Origin of the sequence: Pectobacterium odoriferum, from assembly GCF_009931295.1 — a bacterium.
Lineage (GTDB): Bacteria > Pseudomonadota > Gammaproteobacteria > Enterobacterales > Enterobacteriaceae > Pectobacterium > Pectobacterium odoriferum.
Genome location: NZ_CP034938.1, coordinates 865324 through 887005, shown reverse-complemented (window position 1 = coordinate 887005; position 21682 = coordinate 865324). Strand labels below are relative to the sequence as shown.

Annotated in this window: 17 protein-coding genes; 9 read left to right on the top strand and 8 right to left on the bottom strand. The window is 49.7% G+C overall.

Annotated features, from left to right (window positions below; translation table 11 throughout):
• Window positions 1–75: 75 nt before the first annotated feature.
• Window positions 76–501 (bottom strand): GNAT family acetyltransferase, encoded by a 426-nt coding sequence (locus EO763_RS03965; protein WP_010284320.1) that lies wholly within the window; start codon window positions 499–501, stop codon window positions 76–78.
• 181 nt (window positions 502–682) lie between these two features.
• On the opposite strand from EO763_RS03965, the gene hemF reads away from it, so the two are divergent.
• Together hemF and EO763_RS03955 are read left to right on the top strand one after the other, a co-directional pair.
• Complete coding sequence (gene hemF / locus EO763_RS03960; RefSeq protein WP_161528158.1) at window positions 683–1615, top strand: oxygen-dependent coproporphyrinogen oxidase; 933 nt, start codon at window positions 683–685, stop codon at window positions 1613–1615.
• Window positions 1616–1618: 3 nt separating this feature from the next.
• Window positions 1619–2071: a YaiI/YqxD family protein gene (locus tag EO763_RS03955; RefSeq protein ID WP_039543556.1), complete on the top strand. Its 453-nt coding sequence runs from the start codon at window positions 1619–1621 to the stop codon at window positions 2069–2071.
• Between the two features lie 184 nt (window positions 2072–2255).
• Here EO763_RS03955 and mtr read toward each other — a convergent pair whose 3' ends face one another.
• Together mtr and maeB are read right to left on the bottom strand one after the other, a co-directional pair.
• The gene (gene mtr, locus EO763_RS03950; protein ID WP_161528157.1) at window positions 2256–3530 is read right to left on the bottom strand and encodes a tryptophan permease; all 1275 of its coding nucleotides are present in this window, start codon (window positions 3528–3530) and stop codon (window positions 2256–2258) included.
• A gap of 456 nt (window positions 3531–3986) precedes the next feature.
• The gene (maeB, locus tag EO763_RS03945; RefSeq protein ID WP_161528156.1) at window positions 3987–6266 is read right to left on the bottom strand and encodes an NADP-dependent oxaloacetate-decarboxylating malate dehydrogenase; all 2280 of its coding nucleotides are present in this window, start codon (window positions 6264–6266) and stop codon (window positions 3987–3989) included.
• Between the two features lie 519 nt (window positions 6267–6785).
• On the opposite strand from maeB, the gene EO763_RS03940 reads away from it, so the two are divergent.
• The 7 genes from EO763_RS03940 (at window position 6786) to EO763_RS03910 (ending at window position 15566) form a co-directional block, all read left to right on the top strand.
• The gene (locus EO763_RS03940; protein ID WP_161528155.1) at window positions 6786–8702 is read left to right on the top strand and encodes a beta-glucoside-specific PTS transporter subunit IIABC; all 1917 of its coding nucleotides are present in this window, start codon (window positions 6786–6788) and stop codon (window positions 8700–8702) included.
• A gap of 64 nt (window positions 8703–8766) precedes the next feature.
• The gene (locus EO763_RS03935; RefSeq protein ID WP_161528154.1) at window positions 8767–10194 is read left to right on the top strand and encodes a glycoside hydrolase family 1 protein; all 1428 of its coding nucleotides are present in this window, start codon (window positions 8767–8769) and stop codon (window positions 10192–10194) included.
• 148 nt (window positions 10195–10342) lie between these two features.
• Window positions 10343–11191: a BglG family transcription antiterminator LicT gene (gene licT, locus EO763_RS03930; RefSeq protein ID WP_010302054.1), complete on the top strand. Its 849-nt coding sequence runs from the start codon at window positions 10343–10345 to the stop codon at window positions 11189–11191.
• 412 nt (window positions 11192–11603) lie between these two features.
• Window positions 11604–12500, top strand: coding sequence for an ABC transporter substrate-binding protein (locus EO763_RS03925; RefSeq protein ID WP_161528153.1), 897 nt, complete (start codon window positions 11604–11606; stop codon window positions 12498–12500).
• On the top strand, window positions 12497–13441 hold the full coding sequence (locus tag EO763_RS03920) for an amino acid ABC transporter permease (RefSeq protein WP_161528152.1): 945 nt from the start codon (window positions 12497–12499) through the stop codon (window positions 13439–13441). The genes EO763_RS03925 and EO763_RS03920 overlap by 4 nt, the downstream gene beginning before the upstream one ends.
• A 53-nt stretch (window positions 13442–13494) precedes the next feature.
• On the top strand, window positions 13495–14256 hold the full coding sequence (locus EO763_RS03915) for an amino acid ABC transporter ATP-binding protein (protein WP_161528151.1): 762 nt from the start codon (window positions 13495–13497) through the stop codon (window positions 14254–14256).
• A gap of 272 nt (window positions 14257–14528) precedes the next feature.
• On the top strand, window positions 14529–15566 hold the full coding sequence (locus tag EO763_RS03910) for a LacI family DNA-binding transcriptional regulator (protein ID WP_161528150.1): 1038 nt from the start codon (window positions 14529–14531) through the stop codon (window positions 15564–15566).
• A 70-nt stretch (window positions 15567–15636) separates the two neighbouring features.
• Here EO763_RS03910 and EO763_RS03905 read toward each other — a convergent pair whose 3' ends face one another.
• The 5 genes from EO763_RS03905 to EO763_RS03885 all read right to left on the bottom strand — a co-directional run bounded on the left by EO763_RS03905 (window position 15637) and on the right by EO763_RS03885 (window position 21517).
• Window positions 15637–17160: a glycosyl hydrolase 53 family protein gene (locus tag EO763_RS03905; RefSeq protein WP_161528149.1), complete on the bottom strand. Its 1524-nt coding sequence runs from the start codon at window positions 17158–17160 to the stop codon at window positions 15637–15639.
• Between the two features lie 210 nt (window positions 17161–17370).
• A complete protein-coding gene (locus EO763_RS03900) occupies window positions 17371–18456 on the bottom strand; it encodes an ABC transporter ATP-binding protein (protein WP_161528148.1) in 1086 nt (361 codons plus the stop codon).
• Window positions 18457–18492: 36 nt separating this feature from the next.
• The gene (locus tag EO763_RS03895; RefSeq protein WP_103861341.1) at window positions 18493–19305 is read right to left on the bottom strand and encodes a carbohydrate ABC transporter permease; all 813 of its coding nucleotides are present in this window, start codon (window positions 19303–19305) and stop codon (window positions 18493–18495) included.
• 1 nt (window position 19306) lies between these two features.
• The gene (locus tag EO763_RS03890) at window positions 19307–20188 is read right to left on the bottom strand and encodes a carbohydrate ABC transporter permease (RefSeq protein WP_039355562.1); all 882 of its coding nucleotides are present in this window, start codon (window positions 20186–20188) and stop codon (window positions 19307–19309) included.
• Between the two features lie 63 nt (window positions 20189–20251).
• Window positions 20252–21517: an ABC transporter substrate-binding protein gene (locus EO763_RS03885; RefSeq protein WP_161528147.1), complete on the bottom strand. Its 1266-nt coding sequence runs from the start codon at window positions 21515–21517 to the stop codon at window positions 20252–20254.
• Window positions 21518–21682 lie beyond the last annotated feature (165 nt).

Below are 21682 nucleotides of genomic sequence, written 5' to 3'. Positions count from 1 at the left end.
GCACTTTTTACTAAGAGGGGGAATTCGGGGGAGAAACTGTGCAGGAATAGTGGTTTAGTATCTGTGAGATAGCGATCAATATTCCCGATCTTCAATCAGGCGTTTTCCCAGAGTGATGCAGTCGACGATCTCATAATCGAGTTTTTCATACATGCCGATCACGGCATCGTTGTCTTCGCGCACCATCAGGTGAATTTTCGGACAGCCGCGGGCAATCAGTTTTTTCTCCAGACGGCTAATCAACGCATTCGCAATGCCGCGCCCGCGAAAATCTGGGTGCACGCCCAGATAGTATGCCGATCCGCGGTGGCCGTCGTAACCGCCCATCACCGACCCTACGATTTCGCCGTTCACCTCTGCGACCAGAAACAGATCGGGATCGTGATTGAGCTTACGTTCGATGTCCATTTCAGGATCGTTCCACGGGCGCAGCAAATCGCAGCGCTCCCAGAGGGTGATCACGGCTTCAAAGTCATCCTGCCTGAATATGCGGATTTCCATCACAGTCGCCATTTTGCAATAAGGTAAATCGTGATTATCGCGTGATTTTTATCAGACGCAATCTCAAATTGCGCGCCGCCATCGGGAATCACACAACAGGTGACCGGGGATCGATTTTATTGATGGTATACTGCCCGCCTTTATTATTGCGCTCCATCGCCAAAGAAACGAGATGCCCACTATGTCTGACGTCAATGCGGTAAAACATTTTTTGCTTAGCTTACAGGAAGATATCTGCCAGCAGCTTGCAGCGCTTGATGGCGGAGCCGATTTCGCCAAAGATGAATGGCTGCGTGCCGAAGGCGGCGGCGGGTGCAGTCGCGTGCTGTCCGGCGGGCGCATCTTTGAACGAGCTGGAGTCAACTTTTCCCACGTGACCGGCAAATCATTGCCACCTTCAGCCAGCACCCACCGCCCCGATCTGGCGGGCCGCAGCTTTCAGGCAATGGGCGTGTCGCTGGTGATTCATCCGCTTAGCCCTTACATTCCCACCAGCCATGCCAATGTGCGCTTGTTCATCGCCGAGAAACCGGGAGAAGAGCCGGTGTGGTGGTTTGGCGGCGGTTTCGATCTTACGCCCTATTATGGTTTCAAAGAGGACGCGGTGCACTGGCATCAGACTGCACACGACCTGTGCCAACCGTTCGGTGACGATGTGTACCCGCGCTATAAAAAGTGGTGCGACGATTACTTCTTCCTCAAGCACCGTAACGAAGCGCGCGGTATCGGCGGACTCTTTTTCGACGATCTCAATGAGCCAGATTTTGCTACCAGTTTCGCCTTCATCCGTGCCGTCGGTAACGGGTTCCTCGATGGCTATCTGCCCATCGTCGAACGGCGTAAAGATCTGCCGTGGGGAGAACGCGAGCGCGAATTCCAGCTCTATCGCCGTGGTCGCTATGTAGAATTCAACCTGATTTGGGATCGCGGGACGCTGTTTGGCCTGCAAAGCGGTGGACGCACCGAGTCAATTTTGATGTCCATGCCACCGCTAGCACGCTGGGAATACCAGCATCAGACTGAACCGGGTAGCCCGGAAGCCCTACTGTATCAAGATTTTTTACCGGCTAAAGACTGGCTGTCAGAAAATCACACGCACAACAAGGAAACATAAGTCATGCAGATTTGGGTCGATGCCGACGCCTGTCCTAACGTCATCAAAGAAGTGCTATTTCGCGCGGCAGATCGCACGCAAACACAGGTCACACTGGTTGCCAACCAGACCATCAAAGTGCCGCCGTCGCGCTTTATTCGCACGCTGCGCGTCTCAGCGGGTTTTGACGTCGCCGACAATGAGATTGTGCAACGCGTTGAAGTCGGTGATCTGGTGATCACTGCGGATATTCCGCTGGCATCAGAAGTGATAGAAAAAGGCGGCATCGCGTTGAATCCGCGTGGAGAGCGCTATACACCGGATACCATTCGGGAACGGCTGAACATGCGGGATTTTATGGATACCATGCGCGCCAGCGGGATACAAACCGGTGGCCCTAGCGCATTAAACCAGCGGGACCGTCAGCAGTTCGCTAATGAACTGGACAAGTGGTTGCAGCAGTCGAAAAAGCCGTAACGCTCTGCCTGATTCCCCTTCCGTAGACCACCGATCGTCAAAACATCGAGATACACGGAACGATCGTGGGGCGAGCTATCCCTACGGGAACCTCATCCCCGTGCTTTTCCTAAAAACAGGCTCAAGCAACCAACATTAACTATCTCATCCCTTCTGTTTTAGCAAAGCAGGATGGCGATATGACTTAGCGATAAACTGGCAGCAGATCGAGACTCGAGAGCACATGTATCAGCGCGGTGCCGATACCAAATAGCAGCACCAGCGCAACCATCGCATTGCCGCCCCGCACGCGGAACAGCGGGCTACCGAAGCGGCGACGCGACGCAAGGGCCAGCAACGCAGGCGTGATCACCGCCCATACGGTGGCTGCCAATCCGGCAAACCCAATCGCATAAATAAAGCCGTTCGGATAGAGCAGACCGCCGATAATTGGCGGCAGAAAGGTCACCAGCGCCGTCTTGGCTCTTCCCAGTCGGCTATCGTCAAACTTCAGTAAATCAGCCAGATAATCAAACAGCCCCAGCGTTACCCCAAGAAATGAACAGGCGACGGCGAAGTTGGAAAAGACGGTGAGCAACACGTCCAGATAGGGGCTGTTCAACACGCTACCCAGCGTCTGCACCAGCACGTCAATATTACCGCCCCGCTCCGCAATCCCGATAAAATCAGGGCGGGCAATGTTCCCCATCGTGCCAATCAACCAGATGGCATACATCACCAGCGCCAGAACGCTGCCAATAAACAGGCAACGCTTGATGACCTGTGGCTTATGGCCGTAATGCTTCACCAGACTGGGAACGTTGCCATGAAAGCCAAAAGAGGCCAGGCAAAATGGCAGCGTCATCAGCACATACGGAAGATAGCTGGGCGCTTCTTCCGCAACATTGAGTAAAACAACCGGCTTAACGTTCCACAGCAGACTGCCGAACGTCATGAAAAAGGTCAGTACTTTTGCCGCCAGAAAAAAAGCGGTCATGCGGCTCACCGCCGCGGTGCTCCACCAAACGGTCAACGCGACAAACAGCGCAAACAGGCAGCCGCCGACGCGGGCGGAGAAATCGATCGACATCTCAGCAAGCGTGTGATGGATGATTGAGCCACTCGCCGAGATATAGGCGTAAGTCAGGATATAAAGAACAAAGGCAATCGATATGCCGTTAATCACATTCCAGCGCTTACCCAGCAGATCTTTGGTCAGCGTATCGAAGCTGGCCCCCGTCGGATAATTCAGGTTAGCTTCCAGTATCATTAACCCCGAGTGATACATGCAAAACCAGGTAAACACCAACACGGCAAATGACCAGAAAAACCAGGCACCCGACATCACCACCGGCAGGGAAAACATCCCGGCACCAATGATCGTTCCTGCAATAATCATCGACCCGCCAAACAGCGAAGGAAGACGCTTTTCTGTACCGCTTTTTTCTACTGTATTTTCGTTCACTGCGCGTATTGCCATAGCCGATATTCGCTCGTTGGTTTTTTTATCGAGTCCGGGGAGTCTCCCCCGAAAGACGAGGCGAGATCATGGCATAAAACGAAAATTATTCCATTGATTTCACTTATACCACCATATGAAAAAAGACCATGTTCTGCTAAAAACAACGTGCTATGTTGTAAGCAAGTAATATGTTGTAAGCGATTAAAAGGAAAAGTCATTTAAGGATGATGACGTTATGCTGAAGGCTGTGAAATCTGTTTTATTCGATATTCTTTCGATGATACTGACGTTTATTCTCTGGATTATCTCTCTTCTCATGGTCACCTATTTACTCCCAGAAAATATCGCATTCCCCGCCTTTGCGTTTTGCTTTATTGGTTCTATGTTTTTAAGCGACTATTTGGTCGATAAACTAAGAGAGTAAAAAAACCCAGCCGATTTCTGGCTGGGTTCGTCTATATGACTGGAAATAACTTACAGCGGCTGAGTTTGTGCTTCTACCACCGCCAGTGCGACCATGTTCACGATCCGGCGTACGGAGGCAATCGGCGTCAGGATGTGTACCGGTTTTGAAATACCCATCAGTACCGGCCCTACCGTCACCCCTTCTGAAGAGGAAACGCGTAGCAGGTTATAGCTGATACGCGCAGATTCCATGTTCGGCATGATCAGGATGTTAGCTGAGCCTTTCAGCGGGCTGTCCGGCATTTGCTCGCGGCGGATGGCTTCCACCAGTGCGGCGTCGCCGTGCATCTCACCGTCGATCTCCAGTTCCGGTGCCAGCTTGTTGACCAGCGCCAGCGTGGCACGCATCTTCTGTGCCGTTGGGGAATCCGAGGTGCCAAAGCTGGAGTGCGACAACAGTGCAACCTTCGGTTCGATACCGAAACGACGTACGCTTTCTGCCGCCATCAGCGTGATTTCCGCCAGCTGTTCCGGCGTTGGATCTGCATTGACGTAGGTATCAGCGATAAAGGTGTTGCCGCTCGGCAGCATCAGCGCGTTCATCGCCCCCGCAGCCTGCACGCCTTCGCGGTAGCCGAACACTTTCTCAACCACATCGAAATGTTCTTCATACGTGCCAATCGTGCCACAAATCAGCGCGTCCGCTTCGCCACGGTGAACCATAATGGCCCCGATCAGCGTTGGATTGCCGATCACCGCGCGCTGCGCTTTTTCCTGCGACACGCCGCGACGTTTCATGAGTTCGAAATACTCACTCCAGTATGCTTTGAAGCGCGGATCGGATTCGTTGTTAACCACTTCGAAATCTTTACCGATGGTCAGTTGCAGCCCCAGCTTTTGCAGACGCATTTCGATGACGCTCGGACGACCAATCAGAATCGGGAACGCCAGACCCAGCGTCACCAGTTCCTGCGTGGCGTGCAGCACGCGCGCATCTTCACCTTCAGCGAAGACGACACGCTTCGGCTGCTGACGCGCCTGTGCAAAAATCGGCTTCATGAACAGGTTGGTTTTGTAGACGAACTGGGTCAGTTTTTCGACATAGGCATCGAAATCCTCGATCGGACGCGTCGCCACGCCGGAATCCATCGCCGCCTTCGCCACCGCGGGTGCGATCTTGATGATCAGGCGCGGATCGAACGGTTTTGGAATCAGATAATCCGGGCCAAACGACAACTCCTGATCGCCGTAGGCAGAGGCAACCACTTCACTCTGCTCCGCCAGCGCCAGATCGGCAATCGCATGCACGCAGGCCAGTTTCATCTCTTCGTTAATCGTGGTCGCGCCAACATCCAACGCGCCACGGAAGATGAACGGGAAGCACAGCACGTTGTTCACCTGATTCGGGTAATCCGAACGACCGGTACAGATGATCGCATCCGGGCGCACTTCTTTCGCCAGCGGCGGCAGAATTTCTGGTTCCGGGTTAGCCAGCGCCATGATCAGCGGACGCGGTGCCATGGTTTTCACCATCTCCGGCGTCAGTACACCGGGGCCAGAGCAGCCGAGGAAGATATCCGCATCAGGGATCACGTCAGCCAGCTTGCGAGCACCGTTATCCTCAATCGCGTAAGCGGCCTTGGTTTCTTCCATATTTTCGTCACGGCCGTGGAAAATCACGCCGCGCGAATCGCACACCACAATGTTGTGCTTCTGAAGACCCAGCGCCACCAGCAGGTTAAGACAGGCGATAGACGCCGCACCCGCACCGGACACGACCAGACGCACATCGGAGATATTTTTTTCGACTACACGCAGGCCGTTCAGAACGGCGGCGGTACAGATGATCGCGGTGCCATGCTGATCGTCGTGGAAGACGGGAATCTTCATGCGCTCACGCAGTTTCTTCTCGATGTAGAAGCACTCAGGCGCCTTGATGTCTTCCAGATTGATACCGCCGAACGTCGGCTCCAGCGCGGCGATCACGTCGATCAGTTTGTCTGGATCCAGTTCGTCGACTTCGATATCGAAAACATCAATGCCGGAGAATTTTTTAAACAGGACGCCTTTGCCTTCCATCACCGGTTTACCGGCCAGTGCACCGATATTGCCGAGGCCCAGAACGGCCGTCCCGTTAGAGATAACGGCAACCAGATTGCCGCGCGCGGTGTATTTGTAGGCGGCCAGCGGATCTGCCGCAATTTCCAGACAGGGAGCCGCGACACCAGGGGAATAGGCCAGCGCCAGATCGCGCTGTGTCGCCAGCGGTTTCGTCGGGGAAACCTGAATTTTTCCGGGAATCGGATACTGGTGGAAATCAAGGGCGCTTTGCTTTAGCTGTTCATCCATTTTATGTACCTTTTCGGTTTTGTTGTGTTGTGTCTGTAGGGTCAAGAGTACCCAGTATAGTGTTTGCGAATGACGAAACTAACGAGGATGGCAAAAACTGCGGGGGAATGCTGGTTAATATAGTTATTTTATTTGATGGTTTTTTGTTCAACAATCAGATGACTTGTAGAGAGAAATCGCGCGGGACAGCACTGCTAAAGTAAAGCTGTGATGCCATCACATTACGATGAACTGAGACTGCGATACTGTGCACAAAAGGATCGCAAATCGCACTATTGTTTGTGATCCAGATCAATTAATTCACCTGAGCACATTGCATGACTCCAGCGCCGCATGCTGATATTGCGGCGCAACACCACAAGTTGCACCAGCCTATTTTTATCGCGGCGTGCTACTGCTTCGGCAGGCAAGACCAAAGTAAAAATGCATTTCCTCTTTTTAAGAGGTGCATTTTTATTTTGGTCTTTTTTTTTGGCCTAATTGGCGTCAACACAGGGTAAAACGATGGATTATCAAAAAATGAATTATCAAAAACTTGGAGTCGACATCCTCGCGTTGAGCGGCGGCAAGCAGAACGTCAGTAAACTGACCCACTGCGCCACTCGTTTACGTTTCGAGTTCAACGACAGCCATGCCGTACAGGCAGAAGCGATTGCTAAACTTCCCGGCGTCATCAGCGTGGTCGATCGTGGCGGACAGTTTCAGGTGGTGATCGGCAACGACGTTCAAGTCACCTACCGGGCAATTTTGAATGAGATTGGCGAGATGAACAGCCAGCGCAATGCTGGCAACAAGCAGCAGAAAAAAGGCGGCATTTTTACGCAAATCATCAGCGTGATTTCCACCACCTTCACCCCCGTCATTCCGGCAATTACCGGCGCAGGGATGATCAAAGCACTGCTGGCAATCCTCAAGTTGACTGGCTTAATTTCTGCCGACAGCACGACCTATCGCTTGCTGGATACCATCTCTGATGCGGCCTTTTTCTTCCTGCCCGTGCTGCTGGCTTACGGTGCCTCCATCAAGTTCGCCTGTAACCCAATTCTGGCGATGACGATTGCTGGTGCATTGCTGCACCCGAATCTGGCTCAGCTGTTAGCATCAGGCGGGCCCATCAGCTTTATCGGTATACCGGTACGGTTGGCGGACTATGCCGGATCGGTGCTACCGATCATTCTCACCGTGTGGATCATGTCCTACATCGAGAGATTCGCTGAAAAAGTCTCGCCATCGATGATCACCTTCTTCACCAAACCGATGATCGTGCTGCTGTTTACCGCGCCATTGGCGTTAGTGGTGATTGGGCCTTTCGGTATTTTCCTCAACGATCTGGTCGCCAGCGGCGCGGCCATCATTGACGGCAAGGCAAGCTGGTTAATCCCGATGCTGATGGGTGGCCTGCAACCGTTTCTGGTGATCACCGGCACAGCGTGGGCGATGACGCCAATTGCCACCTCGCAGCTTACCCGTAACGGCTTCGAGATGATCAACGGGCCTGGCATGCTGGCTTCCAACATTGCTCAGGGTGCCGCCACGCTGTGCGTCGCGTTTAAAACCAAGAACAAGAATCTGAAACAGCTGGCTTCTTCGGCGGGCTTCACCGCGCTGCTGGGGATCACCGAACCGTCCCTGTACGGGGTGACGCTGAAACTGAAGAAACCGCTGATTGCCGCCATGATTGGCGGGGGCTGCGCGGGTATCTATGCCGGTTTAGCCGGGCTGGTTCGCTACGCCTTCGTCTCACCGGGGCTAGCAGCGCTGCCTGCTTTCATTGGTGAAAACCCGATGAACATCGTCCATGCTCTGATCACCTGTGCCATTGCAATTGTCGTCACGTTTGCGCTCACCTGGATCATGGGATTCGACGATCCGGTGGATGAAACTGACAGTGCCCAAACCGACTCGGCTCAGGCAGATCAACGCCAAGCGACACCGGCAGCCAATACCGCGCAAAAAACGCAGGCCGCAGAAAGCCACGCAGAACCACAAACTATACTCAGCCCGTTGTCCGGCAAATTGGTCGCGCTGAGTGACATCAACGATGACGTATTCTCACAGGGATTACTGGGGCAAGGCGTGGCGATTATTCCTGACAACGGTGAAGTGGTCGCGCCCGTCAGTGGCGAAATCATCACGTTCCTTGAGTCTAAACACGCCATCGGCATCCGGGCTGACAACGGTTTGGAATTGCTGATTCACGTCGGTCTGGACACGGTGAACCTCAACGGCAAGCACTTTACCGGCTATATCAAACCGGGCGACCGCGTCACCGCTGGCGACAGGCTAATTAGCTTCGATCTGCATGAAATCACGCGTCTGGGTTATGACCCAGTTACGCCAGTCGTGATTATCAATAGCGATGAGTACGCCAGCGTCGTCTGCACCGCGCCGCAGCCGATCTCCCCGATGGATGCCATCATTAAAGTGAACGCCTGACGATCCATAAAAGCATTGGGCACCCTGCCCAATGCTTTTCAGTCTCCCTGTATGTGAGAAAAATATGCACTATCAACAGCAAAAACACTTCCCGGCAGGTTTTCTGTGGGGAGCGTCGACGTCGGCTTATCAGGTAGAAGGTGGCTGGCAGGCCGATGGGAAAAGTCCATCGATCATTGATCAATGCCAGCACCCGGAAAACACTGCCGACTTCACCGTCGCCAGCGATCACTACCATCGGTTTAAAGAAGATGTGCAGCTTTTCGCGGAGCTGGGCTTAAAGGCCTATCGCTTCTCTATCGCCTGGACACGTATTCTTCCCGATGGCACTGGTGCCATCAATCCGCTGGGTATCGCGTTCTACAACAATCTGATTGATGAGTTGAACGCGCACAATATCGAACCCGTCGTCACGCTCTACCATTTCGATTTGCCTTATTGCCTTGAAGAACAAGGTGGCTGGCAGAATCGCGCCACGATTGATGCCTTTGTTCACTACGCCCGCACGTTGTTTACGCATTTCGGCGACAAGGTAAAATATTGGCTGACAATCAATGAGCAGAACACCATGATTCTGCATCCCGGTGCGATTGGCCTGCCGGAAGGTGGCGTTTTACCGTCTAAAAAAGTGCTATATCAGCAAAACCACCACATGATGTTGGCGCAGGCTCAGGTCATGGCCTTGTGTCACGAACTCGCGCCCAATGGCCTGATTGGTCCGGCGATCAACACCACGTCTATGTATCAGGCCACCAGCAAACCGGAAGATGCTATCGCCGCACACAACTGGGAAACGCTGCGCTGCTGGAGTTTTCTGGATGTTGCCGTACACGGCCGCTACAACGCGCTGGCCTGGCGTTATCTGGAAGATCGCGGTCTGGCACCGGAAACATTACCTGGCGATGACGATATCCTACAGTCAGGAAAGCCCGACTACGTGGCGATCAACTACTACTCCACCGCCACCATTGCCGCCAGCAAAGGCGATGCGTCGGATGTCAGCGCCCGCGCGGGCGATCAGCAAATCATGCTGGGCGAGCCCGGTGTTTATCGTGCAGCGGAAAACCCGCACGTTGATAAAACGCCTTATGGCTGGGTGATCGATCCTATTGGCTTGCGCTTAACGCTGCGGAAAACCTACGAACGCTATCATCTGCCGATCCTGATTACGGAAAACGGCATGGGCGCGCCGGATAAGCTTGAGGCCGACGGTACGATCGACGATCAATACCGCATCGATTTTATTGCTCGCCATATTGAACAGATGCAGCTCGCCATCAGCGATGGCGTTGATCTTATTGGCTATTGCCCGTGGTCGGCGATCGATGTGGTCAGCACCCATCAGGGCTACGGTAAACGCTACGGGTTTATTTACGTGAACCGCGACGAATTTGATCTGAAAGATCTGCGCCGCATCAAAAAGAAAAGTTTTTACTGGTATCAAGGTGTCATAGAATCAAATGGAGCGCGCTTATTTCCCAGCGTCCCGTGATACCGATATCCAGTACACGTTGTTAAAACGGGGATGAGCACGACGCCGGATATGTCACGTTGCAGGAAGCCTATTTCCCGCAACGTGACAAATTAGGGGGCAGGCTTATCCCACTGACTTTCCCACTGAATCACTTAAGAAACGCATGATGGCTGAACCGATAAAAGCAATAAAAATACTGAACAATAGCCTGGTGTTATCTTCCGATGCAGATAACAACGAAATCATTGTTATGGGGAAAGGAATCGGCTTTAACAGCAAGACCGGAGATATTCTCGATCCGGCCAAAATTGAGAAGACCTTTATTCTCAAGGATGGTACATCGCCACGCGAATTTGCTCGTCTGATTGAGCACGTTGGGGAAGAATATGTTCACATCGTGAATAAGATTATTGATGATGCGAACCGGCAGCTTCATGGTCGCTTGAGCGAGCAGGTCTTTTTTACGCTGATCGACCATATCAGTTTTGCGATTGAGCGCTATCGCAAAGGCATCAGCATACAAAATCGTCTGCTTTATGAGGTAAAGCGGTTTTATCCGCAGGAATTCGCGATTGCCTCGCGGGCACTCAACGACATTAACCAACAGATGAAGCTGGAATTGCCCGAAGAAGAAGCAGGCAATATCGCGTTTCATTTAGTCAACGCCCAAACCGACGTCCAGAATATGGAAAACACGCTCCAGTCGGTCAAGATGCTGAAAGATATCTTTAATATCATCCAGTACAACTTCCATATCGTGATTGATAAAGAGTCGATTAACTACTCCCGCTTCCTGACGCACATGCAATTCTTTATTCAGCGTCTGTTGGAAAATAGCCTGATTCATTCAAATGATGACTTTATTTTTGAGCAGGTCACCAAAGAATACCCCGATGCCTATAAATGCAGTCGACTGATCAAAGACTATATTCACAACCTGCTCAATATCGACATTTCTAACGATGAAATGCTGTACCTGATTATTCATATCGTCCGCATCACACCGGAAAAATAATCCCTTCTCAATAGCTGGGCGAAACGCCGCTATTGGGCAAGATTTCTGCCATTATCACCAGTAATCTTTCGGGTATATGTTCTGTTTGTCTTTGCTTTTCGATATTTATTCTTTAGCCTTCAATCCAGTCAAGCGAATAGAGAAATAAACGCTATCATTCTGTTTATCATGGTAAAAGATCTATTCCACTCTCCTGTAATCCAATAACAAAAGTAACAAAACCGCTCGTTTATAACTTATAACCTTTTTTTATTTGTCCTGTTTTACCCTGACGATTAAAAGAGAAAAGGTGTCAAAAAATGCCGTTTGGCACATCACATACCGTATAAGCCCTTTTCTTTTGATAAGAAAAACCCATTTATTTTTCCATGTCTTATGAAGAAAGGCATGTTAGTTAACCCAGGTAAAGACAATGAAAAAACCTCTGTTTGCCTTCCCATTACTTATGCTTGGCGTATTGCCGCCGGCCTTTTCTGCCGATCAAAATGTTCCCACCACTCGCACCTTTCAGGTTCAGTCCGATTCAGCCTTAAAAGCCAAAGTGCCAGAGGCCGTCCTGCAAAAAGGCTTTATTGTTGCGGGCACCAACCCCAATACGCCGCCAACCACCTTTTATCAGGAAGATAATAAAACACTGGCAGGCCGCGAGATCGATATCATGAACGCGATTGGTGACCGGCTGGGCGTACCGGTGAACTGGAACGATACCGGCGGGTTCGACAACATCATCCCCGGTCTGAAATCAGGCCGTTACGATGTGGCGCTGTCGAATATCAATGCGACGCCAAAGCGCCTTGAGCAAATCGATTTCATCGGCTATTTCAACGCGTCAAAACTGGCCATCATTTCCCTGAAAGACGCTAACGTCGCGCCTTTTACCTCCCTCAGCGTGCTGTGCGGTAAAGAAGTGGGGGCGGGAGCGGGTACCACTCAGCTACTGCGCTTGCAGGAAGCCGACAAGCAGTGCGTCGCAGAACAGAAAAACGCGATCAAAATCGCGATCTTCCCGGATCGTCCATCAGGCGTACAGGCGGTGATCAGCGGACGCGTACCGCTGTTCTTCGGCCCTTATGAAGGGTTACGCTATCAGGTGAGTCAGGTAAAACGGCTGACCATCAGCGGTGATATCGCCGTTAACGATGCCCCTGTTTCCATTGCGTTCCCTAAAGACTCGGCTCTGGAAGACGCGGTTCAGGCGGCGCTGAATTCGCTGATTAAAGATGGCACCTACCAGAAGATTTTGGATAAGTGGGACATCGGCTACGGCGCAGTCCCTGAGGCGAAACGTAACGCAGAGATCTTCGGATGAGTACTTCCTCGCCGCAGCAGGAACTGCACATCGTTGCCAACCGACACTACGGGCGCTGGATCAGCGCCCTGCTGGTTCTGCTGCTGTTAGGCGCAATCGCCCATTCCGTGCTGAACAATCCCCGTTTCGAATGGCGGGTCGTTGTGGACAGTTTTACGGAGGACTCCATTCTTCAGGGCGTCATCATGACGCTGAAACTGACCGCCATTTCGGTGGTGTTGGGCTTTGGTGGCGGCACGATATTGGCGCTGATGCGTCTGTCCAGCAACCCCGTATTGGTGGCGGTCAGTTGGGGCTACACCTGGTTCTTCCGTGGCGTCCCGACGCTGGTGCAGCTGTTTCTCTGGTATAACATTGCAGCGCTCTACCCAACGATTTCGCTCTCGCTGCCGTTTGTCGGCGAACTTTTCAGCATTCCCGGCAATACGCTCATCAGCCCGTTTAATGCCGCCGTGCTGGCGCTGGTCATGCACCAGTCTGCCTATGCAGCGGAAATCGTTCGCGCGGGCATTCAAAGCGTCAACCCCGGTCAGTTAGAAGCAGCCCGCGCGCTGGGATATCGTAAACCGCAAATATTCTTCTACACCGTTCTGCCGCAGGCGATGCGCGCCATTCTGCCTCCCGCAGGCAACGAGGTCATCGGCCAACTGAAAACCACGGCGGTGGTTTCCGTGATTTCGCTTCAGGATGTGCTGTATTCGGCACAGATCATTTATCAGCGAACCTACGAAGTCATCCCGCTACTGCTGGTTGCCACTATCTGGTATCTGCTGCTGACCTCCATGCTCTCTGTCGGCCAATACTATGTTGAACGCTATTTCGGCCGTTCCACGCTCAAGCGTAGCAAGCCAGGTAGAAGCCGTAAACCACGTGCTGCAAGGCTTACCCAACGCGCTCAGCCAGCGAACCGGCAGCAGCCCAGCGAGTCCCCCGGCACCTGAATCGGCGGGTGACCAAAGTCATGCTCTCAATGAATGATGAAGGAAAGGCAACTATGGGCGAGCCCATCACACTGCGAAATGTGCGTAAATTCCTGTCGGGAAACCTGATTTTAGATGACATCGATTTGCAGATGCAGGCCGGATCGGTCACTGCGATTCTGGGTCCATCCGGTGCGGGTAAATCCACGCTGCTGCGCTGTATTAACCACCTGGAAAAACTCGATGGCGGCACCATTTGCGTTGGCGACACGCTGGTTGGCTATCGGCAAAAAGGCCATCGACTCTATGAATTGAGTGACAAACAGGTCGCAGCCCAGCGCAGCAAGATGGGTATGGTGTTTCAGCACTTTAACCTGTTCCCTCATCGTACCGTGCTGCAAAACGTGAGCGATGCCCCGCTGCGCGTTAAAAAACGTGAACGGCAGGAGGTGCTCGATCAGGCGTATTCGCTGCTGCGACGAGTTGGACTCGCGGAGAAAGCCGACGATTGGCCGCACCAGCTTTCCGGTGGCCAACAGCAGCGGGTCGCGATTGCCCGCGCCCTCGCCATGAATCCGCAGGTGATGCTCTTTGACGAACCCACTTCGGCATTAGACCCGGAACTGGTTGGCGAAGTGCTTCAGGTGATTAAGAAGCTGGCACATTCCGGTATCACGATGGTCATCGTCACGCACGAGATCGGCTTCGCCCGTGAGATCGCCGATAACATCGTGTTTATGGAAAACGGCAGAATTGTCGAAACCGGCCCAGCCAGACAGGTACTGGACGCCCCGCAAAACCGTCGTACGCAGGCCTTTTTCTCAACCGTGCTGTGATTAGGGCATGATTTATGCCCGTCATACTTCAAGCTGCTTGTGCGTTGGCAATACTCGGCTCATGGCCGAGCTTCCCGCTGAAAGGCTGCCGCAAGCGGCGTTCAAAACGAACTGTTTTGTCACGTAACTCGAATGATTTAGGATATTACGGCTGCGGGTCAGTGACCTCGTCGCATTTCTGAAGGTTTAATCGTACTTTTGAATAATTAGCATTTTAAATTAATTAAGCATTCGCTAATATCAGTCTCATAGACAAATTATGGACATTTTTTGTGACAACGATTAGAGATATCGCCCAAAAAGCAGGAGTGGCTGCATCAACCGTTTCTCGCGTGCTTAATAACGATCCCAGTCTGTCGGTCACCAAAGAAAAGCGTCAACTCATCAAAAAAATTGCCCACGAACTGGAATATTTATCGCCCACACAGCGTAAACAGCAGAAAAAAAAGTCAGAGCACGCCATTGTTGTACGCTCCCATTTCAAAATGGATAACGATAATTTATTAAATCTCGCCGTCGTCCACTTTCTCACGCCTTCAGAAGAACTCAACGATCCTTATTTCACCGCAATGCGTATTGGCATTGAAAACCGCTGCCATGATTTTAATATTTCGTTGCGAAATATATTCACCACAAATTTATCATCCAATAGCAACACCTTAGCTCAGGCACAGGCCATCATTTGTGTTGGTCACTTTAGCGATAACGATATTGCCTTAATTTACGCATTAAATAAGAATCTGATTTTTATCGACTCGGCCCCCCTCGATAAAAAATGTGACGCCGTGCTTTTTGATCGGGAAGCGGCAGCACGCGAGGTATTACATTACATCGTTAATAGCGGTGCTCAGCGCCCTGCATTTATAGGGAATAATGAGAGCCGGCTGCATGTATTTCAAGAAATAACAAAAGAACACGGTATCTATCGCGAATCACGATGTAAAGTTAGCCAGCTATTCTGTATTGAGTCCGGCTATCAGGCGATGAATGAATTACTGCAACAAAAAGAGTGGCCCGATGTTGTGTTCGCCGCAACAGATATTATCGCTATTGGCGTCTACCGCGCGCTGCAAGAAAAAGGCATTTCCATCCCTAAGCAAATCAAAGTGATTGGCATGAATGATATTCCTACTGCCCAACACCTCAACCCAAGCCTGACTACCATGCGACTCTATCCCGCTGAAATGGGCGAGGCCGCCGTCGATCTGTTTTTAGAATTGGTAGCGGGACGCTATTACAAGAAACACGTACAACTGGGCTATGAGATGGTCTGGCGCGAAAGTTTCACACTTAACGATGCCCTTTTATAATACGTCCACTTATCTTTCCTACTCTTACAAATAAAGCGGCCACGCAAGGACATTACGCGGCCAGAGAGCGTCAATTAGCGGTTATTTTCCACAGCTGATTCCATCCCCCATTATCATGCCATTGAATACCGGATGCCCCGTTCTCTGTTGAACGGCTGTTAACATCCAAAAGTTTCCCACTGTTCCTGTTCATGATTTTATAATAGCCATCGCCCGCATCCAAAATCAGCCATTGCTGGCTAAAATGGCCGGTGTTATACATTTGGAGAATTTGCGCACCATCCTCATTGGCACTGAAATTAACATCAATATACTTTCCGCTATTCACATTCACCAGATTGAAGTAACCATTACCAATCGCGTTAAAATAAAAACGCTGGCTGTCCCAGTTGCCGTCACTGTATTGTTCAACCCATGCGCCGTCTTCACGCGAACCGCTCACAACATTCAGTGATTTGCCACTATGTCGATTAGCGATCTTATAGCGGGTTCCGTTGATAAAATTGATTTGTGATTCGGCAAACGCATCCAGTGCTCGGGTAAATTGCAATACATTGGTTGAAACTTGCGTCGTCGCGCCTAAAGCGTAGCCATCCGGTAACACCTTTGCATTGCCCGCTGGTTCCCAATAAAAAACCCCGATCCCTTTATTTCCCGGCACCGCTTTAACAAGATTAATCGTATCCCTAATCGTCCAGTAACTGTCTGTCGGGTTAGTTTCCAAACCGCCGACTTCAACGACCATGACTTCCTTACCATAGCGGCTCGCCATATCATTGAGGTTGCTAGCCAGTGCGCCAGTGAGTTCCCAATAATTTTTCCCCTCCCAATAGGGGTAAAATGAAAAGCCAATCACATCGGTTTTCCCACCGTGCGTAGTGAGGAAATTGTCAAAAAACCAGCGAGCATTCGAATTATTATTCCCATGCGCCAGATGGCTGATCACTTTAGAGGAAGGGCTGACCGCTTTAACCGCATCATAGCCCGCATTCAGTAGCTGCGTTAAATTAGCAAACCGGCTTGTGCTTCCTTCCGGGAGTAAAATTCCGGGGTTCATTTCGTTACCAACCTGTACCCATTCCGGCGTCACGCCTGCGGAAATCAGCGCAGTCATCACTTCATGTGTATGGTTATAAACGGCCGTCGTTAATTGGCTCAGATTGTAGTTCGCCCACGCGGCTGGCTTTATTTGATGACCCGGATCTGCGAAAACATCACTGTAGTGGAAATCTACCATGACGCGCATTCCCATCGCTTTGGCGCGCTGCGCGGCATCCACCACACGGGTTTTATCTGTATAGCCAAGCATCGTCCAGGTCGTATTATCTTTATGCCATAGCGCACTGGGGTCGGGATTAACGAAAATGCGTAACCGTACAGCGTTAATGCCGTGATCGCGCAATATCTGTAATACATCGCGCGGCGTTCCTGCATCATCACGCCAGGTGACTCCGCGATCTTCTAATTGCTTTACCCAGCCAATATCCGCGCCATAAGCAAACGGCTGCGCCGCTTTCGCCAGATTGGCCAACATGAACCCGATAAACAGCATTAACAATACAGAGATGATTCCTGAATAATTATTCTTTTTCATTCATTTCTCCTTGAGGTAACACGCTTAAAAGGTATTTATTACATAAATACCCAGGTACAGATTCAAAAATAGAGGTCGATATTTATAAAAATAAATTTCACATAAGAAACCAAGCAGCTAATTTTCATCGCCGCTTGGTTAACTTCATGATTATTCCCTTTACGTCATATATTTTATGGAGCAAATCTCATCATTACAGGCCGTTATTTTTTAATTAATTCGTTTTCCATTTTCATCAAAAAAATGCAGATGTTCACTACGGCACGTAAGCGGAATCGTTGAGTAGGGAACAATACTGTTGTCACCCGACAAATGTACCTTGAAATGATTAACGCCAGAATAAGCACCAAATATATACGTGGCATTACCCAGCCTTTCGGTTACCTCACTATTGATTGACAGGCTGACATCGCCGCCATTTGGATCAATACTCAGGTGTTCAGGCCGAATACCCACGGTAATCTTTTGTCCGATTTGCAGCCCGTGATTGGCAACATTAACGGAAAGTGTATTGAGCGTATTGATCAATATACTCACGTTATTTCCTTCAACCTGTATCACTTCACCGGGTAGAAAATTCATGTTAGGCGAACCGATAAAGCCAGCGACAAAAAGATTTTCTGGCTTATGGTATAGATCCATTGGCGTGCCGACCTGCTCAATGTCGCCTTTGTTTAGTACCACGATTTTATCCGCCAGCGTCATTGCTTCCACTTGATCGTGCGTCACATAAATCATGGTATTACGCATTTCCTGGTGCAGCCGGGCGATCTGTAAACGCATTTCCACGCGTAATTCAGCGTCAAGGTTCGATAAAGGTTCATCAAATAAGAACACTTTAGGATCGCGCACAATAGCTCGCCCAATCGCAACGCGCTGCCGCTGACCGCCAGAGAGCTGTTTCGGTGTGCGATCCAACAATGCTTCGAGTTGGAGCGTCATTGCCGCCTTTCGCACCATTTTTTCCACTTCGGCTTTGGGGTGCCCATTCATTCTTAGCCCAAACCCCATGTTTTCAGCCACCGTCATATGCGGGTATAGCGCATAAGACTGGAATACCATCGCAATCCCTCGCTCTGCGGGGTCGAAATGGTTCACTAAACGGTTATCAATATGAATTTCGCCATCCGTGATCTCTTCCAACCCAGCGATCATTCTCAGCAACGTGGATTTGCCACATCCCGACGGGCCGACAAATACCACAAACTCGCCAGAATTAATTTCAAGATTGATACGATGGATCGTCTCCGTCTTATCGTAACGTTTCACTATATTTTTTAGTAAAATATCAGCCATGTGAACCTCAAACTTTAATTTTCCATTGAGAGCGTATTACTTTACCGCGCCCGTCATGCTGGCGATAAATTGCTTCTGCATGGCAAAGAAGATAAGTAAACTGGGAAGTGTAGAAATCACCGTTCCAACCATAATCAATCCGAAATCTGGCGAGTAGGCAGAAGCAAAACTCGATAGCACCAGATTAATCGTCTTTAATTCATTAGACTGAAGGACAATAAGCGGCCAGAGAAAGGCATTCCATGACGTCATGAAAACAATAATAAAAGCAGCAGAATAGCTGGCACGCATAATCGGCACGTAGACATACAGGAAAATTTTCCACTCAGCGACGCTTTCCACGCGCGCAGCATCTATCAGCTCCCTCGGAAACGTTTTAGTACATTGCCTAAAGTAGAAAATAATAAATGCCCCAGCCACCGTTGGCATAATAACGGCAAAGTGTGTATCCAGTAAGCCAGCCTTACCAAACATGGTGAAGAGCGGGATCATTAATGCCGCAAACGGAATCATCATCGTCGTTAACAGTGCGACATAGACACGCTCGCGGTTTTTACTGGAATAAATCTCAAACGCATAGCCTGCGATAGAGCACACCACAAGCGTTGACACCGTGCTAATCAACGCAATTTTTGATGTATTCCAAAATATTAATGACAGGTCAACCTGACTCGTCAGATTGGTAAAGTTGACCACTAGCTGATCGCCAAACGTGAATTTCCCCATGTTGATTTGGCTGGTGCTGTTCGTACTCGATACCACCATCCAGTAGAAAGGGAAAAGCGAAAAAATGCTCATCAACACGAGAAAAACATGCATCAGTATGCTGTTAATTTTACTTTTTCTCATATTATCCCTTCCGTGCCGCTTTAAATTGAATCAGCGCCAGTATTGCTGAGAAAACAACAATCACGTACGAAACCGTTGCTGCATAACCAAAGTTAGGCACAAATTTGAACGACAAGTTATAAATATAAAGCGATAACGTCAGCGTCGCATTTGCCGGACCACCATTCGTGATATTCATCGCTTCATCAAACAACTGCAATGTGCCAATGGTTGATGTCACACTGGTAAAAAGAATCACCGGTTTCAATAAGGGTATAGTGATAAAGAAAAATTGCTTAATGGGGCTAACACCATCGACTCTGGCGGCCTCATAAATTGACTTATCAATGTTCTGCATAGCGGAAAGATAAAAGATCATATTATATCCCGTCCAACGCCATGTGATCGCAATGATAATCGTCACCTTTGCCCAGAAAGGATCGGACAGCCACGGAATCGGATCGTCAATAACATGAATAAACATCAGGAATGAGTTAATCACGCCGTCCAGCTCAAACATACTTTTAAAAAGAATAGAGTAGGCAACCAGCGAAGTGACACAGGGTAAGAATATGGCTATTCTAAACCATTGTCGATATTTAAGTTGAGACGAATTTAGGCAAGAAGAAATCGCTAATGATAGCAAAATCATAATGGGAACCTGGATAACCAGAAACGTCAAGGTATTCCAAAGTGCCGTTTTAAACATAGGATCATTAAATAAACGAATGATATTTCCCAAGCCAACAAATTGTGTCACCACACCACGGCCAGACTGAAAGGAAAGCCAAAGTGATTTGAAAATAGGATATATCGTCATTAGGGCAATTAACCCAACTGCTGTAGCGACAAAAGCCCAGCCGTTGATGTTATAAAGCCTATTCATTTTAGGTTTATACATCATTATCACACCATTGATTTCTGGAGAGAAGTGCCTGGGGGCTTACCGCCCCCAGGCTCACACTCATTACTGCATAATCTGGTTTTTTAATGCAGTTTCGGCGCGTTTTAAAACGTCATCAACAGAATCGCCTTTCAGTAATGCAGGTATTTCAGCGGCAATGGCGTTATCAACTTCCTGGGTATACATGCCATAGGAGACCTGTGGAATTTCAGTCACCCATTTAGAGAAATCAGCGAACACGGGTTGCCCACCAAAGAACGGATCCTTTACTGCGTAAGCCGGGCCGGAAGTGGCAGGAAGGAAGGTGGCAAGCGCACCGCGATCAACCAAAAGGGTTTGATACATATTGCTATCTGCCGCAAAGATTTTCTGCAAAAATTCAATCGCCTGTTTAGTATTTTTTCCCCCTTTTAAGACATACCAGCTCGATCCCCCCTGATTGGATGCATGTACCGCGTTGTCGATATTCAACCGTGGGATCGGCGCAACACGCCATTTTCCTTTCTGATCTTCGGCACTTTTAATGGAGCCAATTACCCACACGCCGGACACCACACTCGCCGATTTCCCAGCATTAAAACTACCGACAAAACTCGACCAGCCAGAGATAGGGCGCGCAATTTTCGCGTCATTAATCGCCTTAATCGTTTTTAATGTTTCTTTCAGTGCATTGTTTTTGGTGAGATTGAGCTGCCCTTGATTATCGAAGAACCACTCTCCACCGGACTGCATCATAATATGGGGAAGAACCACATCATTCATATCGTAGGTCAGCATATCAACACCGGTTTTCGCTTTTACCTGCTTACCGATTTCAATATATTTATCCCAGGTAATGTTCACCATATCGCTCTCTTTATATCCGGCTGCTTCCAGATAATCGAGTCGATAGAACATTCCCGCAACGCCGGAATCAAAGGGAACACCGTATACCTTATTCCCTACCGTCATCACTTTCGTTTTATAAGGCGCAAACTGACTATAATCGATGGCATCCTGCAATGGGATAAACGAATCAGGATAAGCCTGAAGGTATTTCTGCGCATTATAATCTTCAATAAGAACAATATCAGGCAGCGCATTTTTAACACCCGAAGCCAACATCGTATTTAGTTTCTGCTCAATATCTTCTTTACCTGAGTCGATCACTTTCAGACTAAAACTTGGATCGGCTTTTTTATATATCGACGATGCCTCATGCATTGCCGCGACATTGAAGTTAGGATCCCAGGCCCACACGGTGACTTCAGCAGCCAGGCTGTGACTCGATAAGCCCAGCGTGAGGAATGAAACTGCAAATAGGGTAGATACTTTATTCTTGATCTTCATCAGAGCAGTCCTTCTTTACTTTTTGTAAAGAGAGAATATGAGTTACTGCATAATGAAGCAACGAGTTACACCGCTTACATTCTTTAATCCAGTGATACGGCTCACACAACAAGGAGAGAAATAACTAAATATTCGATCTAAATACAAAAAATTTAGGAAAATTTT

Bases quoted from the DNA above. Each gene is read 5' to 3' on its own strand.
- licT (WP_010302054.1), top strand. From the start codon at position 10,343: ATGGCTGAACCGATAAAAGCAATAAAAATACTGAACAATAGCCTGGTG.
- EO763_RS03935 (WP_161528154.1), top strand. From the start codon at position 8,767: ATGCACTATCAACAGCAAAAACACTTCCCGGCAGGTTTTCTGTGGGGA.
- mtr (WP_161528157.1), bottom strand. From the start codon at position 3,530: ATGGCAATACGCGCAGTGAACGAAAATACAGTAGAAAAAAGCGGTACA.
- EO763_RS03920 (WP_161528152.1), top strand. From the start codon at position 12,497: ATGAGTACTTCCTCGCCGCAGCAGGAACTGCACATCGTTGCCAACCGA.
- EO763_RS03940 (WP_161528155.1), top strand. From the start codon at position 6,786: ATGAATTATCAAAAACTTGGAGTCGACATCCTCGCGTTGAGCGGCGGC.
- EO763_RS03905 (WP_161528149.1), bottom strand. From the start codon at position 17,160: ATGAAAAAGAATAATTATTCAGGAATCATCTCTGTATTGTTAATGCTG.
- EO763_RS03915 (WP_161528151.1), top strand. From the start codon at position 13,495: ATGGGCGAGCCCATCACACTGCGAAATGTGCGTAAATTCCTGTCGGGA.
- EO763_RS03900 (WP_161528148.1), bottom strand. From the start codon at position 18,456: ATGGCTGATATTTTACTAAAAAATATAGTGAAACGTTACGATAAGACG.
- EO763_RS03895 (WP_103861341.1), bottom strand. From the start codon at position 19,305: ATGAGAAAAAGTAAAATTAACAGCATACTGATGCATGTTTTTCTCGTG.
- EO763_RS03925 (WP_161528153.1), top strand. From the start codon at position 11,604: ATGAAAAAACCTCTGTTTGCCTTCCCATTACTTATGCTTGGCGTATTG.
- hemF (WP_161528158.1), top strand. From the start codon at position 683: ATGTCTGACGTCAATGCGGTAAAACATTTTTTGCTTAGCTTACAGGAA.
- EO763_RS03890 (WP_039355562.1), bottom strand. From the start codon at position 20,188: ATGATGTATAAACCTAAAATGAATAGGCTTTATAACATCAACGGCTGG.
- maeB (WP_161528156.1), bottom strand. From the start codon at position 6,266: ATGGATGAACAGCTAAAGCAAAGCGCCCTTGATTTCCACCAGTATCCG.
- EO763_RS03955 (WP_039543556.1), top strand. From the start codon at position 1,619: ATGCAGATTTGGGTCGATGCCGACGCCTGTCCTAACGTCATCAAAGAA.
- EO763_RS03885 (WP_161528147.1), bottom strand. From the start codon at position 21,517: ATGAAGATCAAGAATAAAGTATCTACCCTATTTGCAGTTTCATTCCTC.
- EO763_RS03965 (WP_010284320.1), bottom strand. From the start codon at position 501: ATGGAAATCCGCATATTCAGGCAGGATGACTTTGAAGCCGTGATCACC.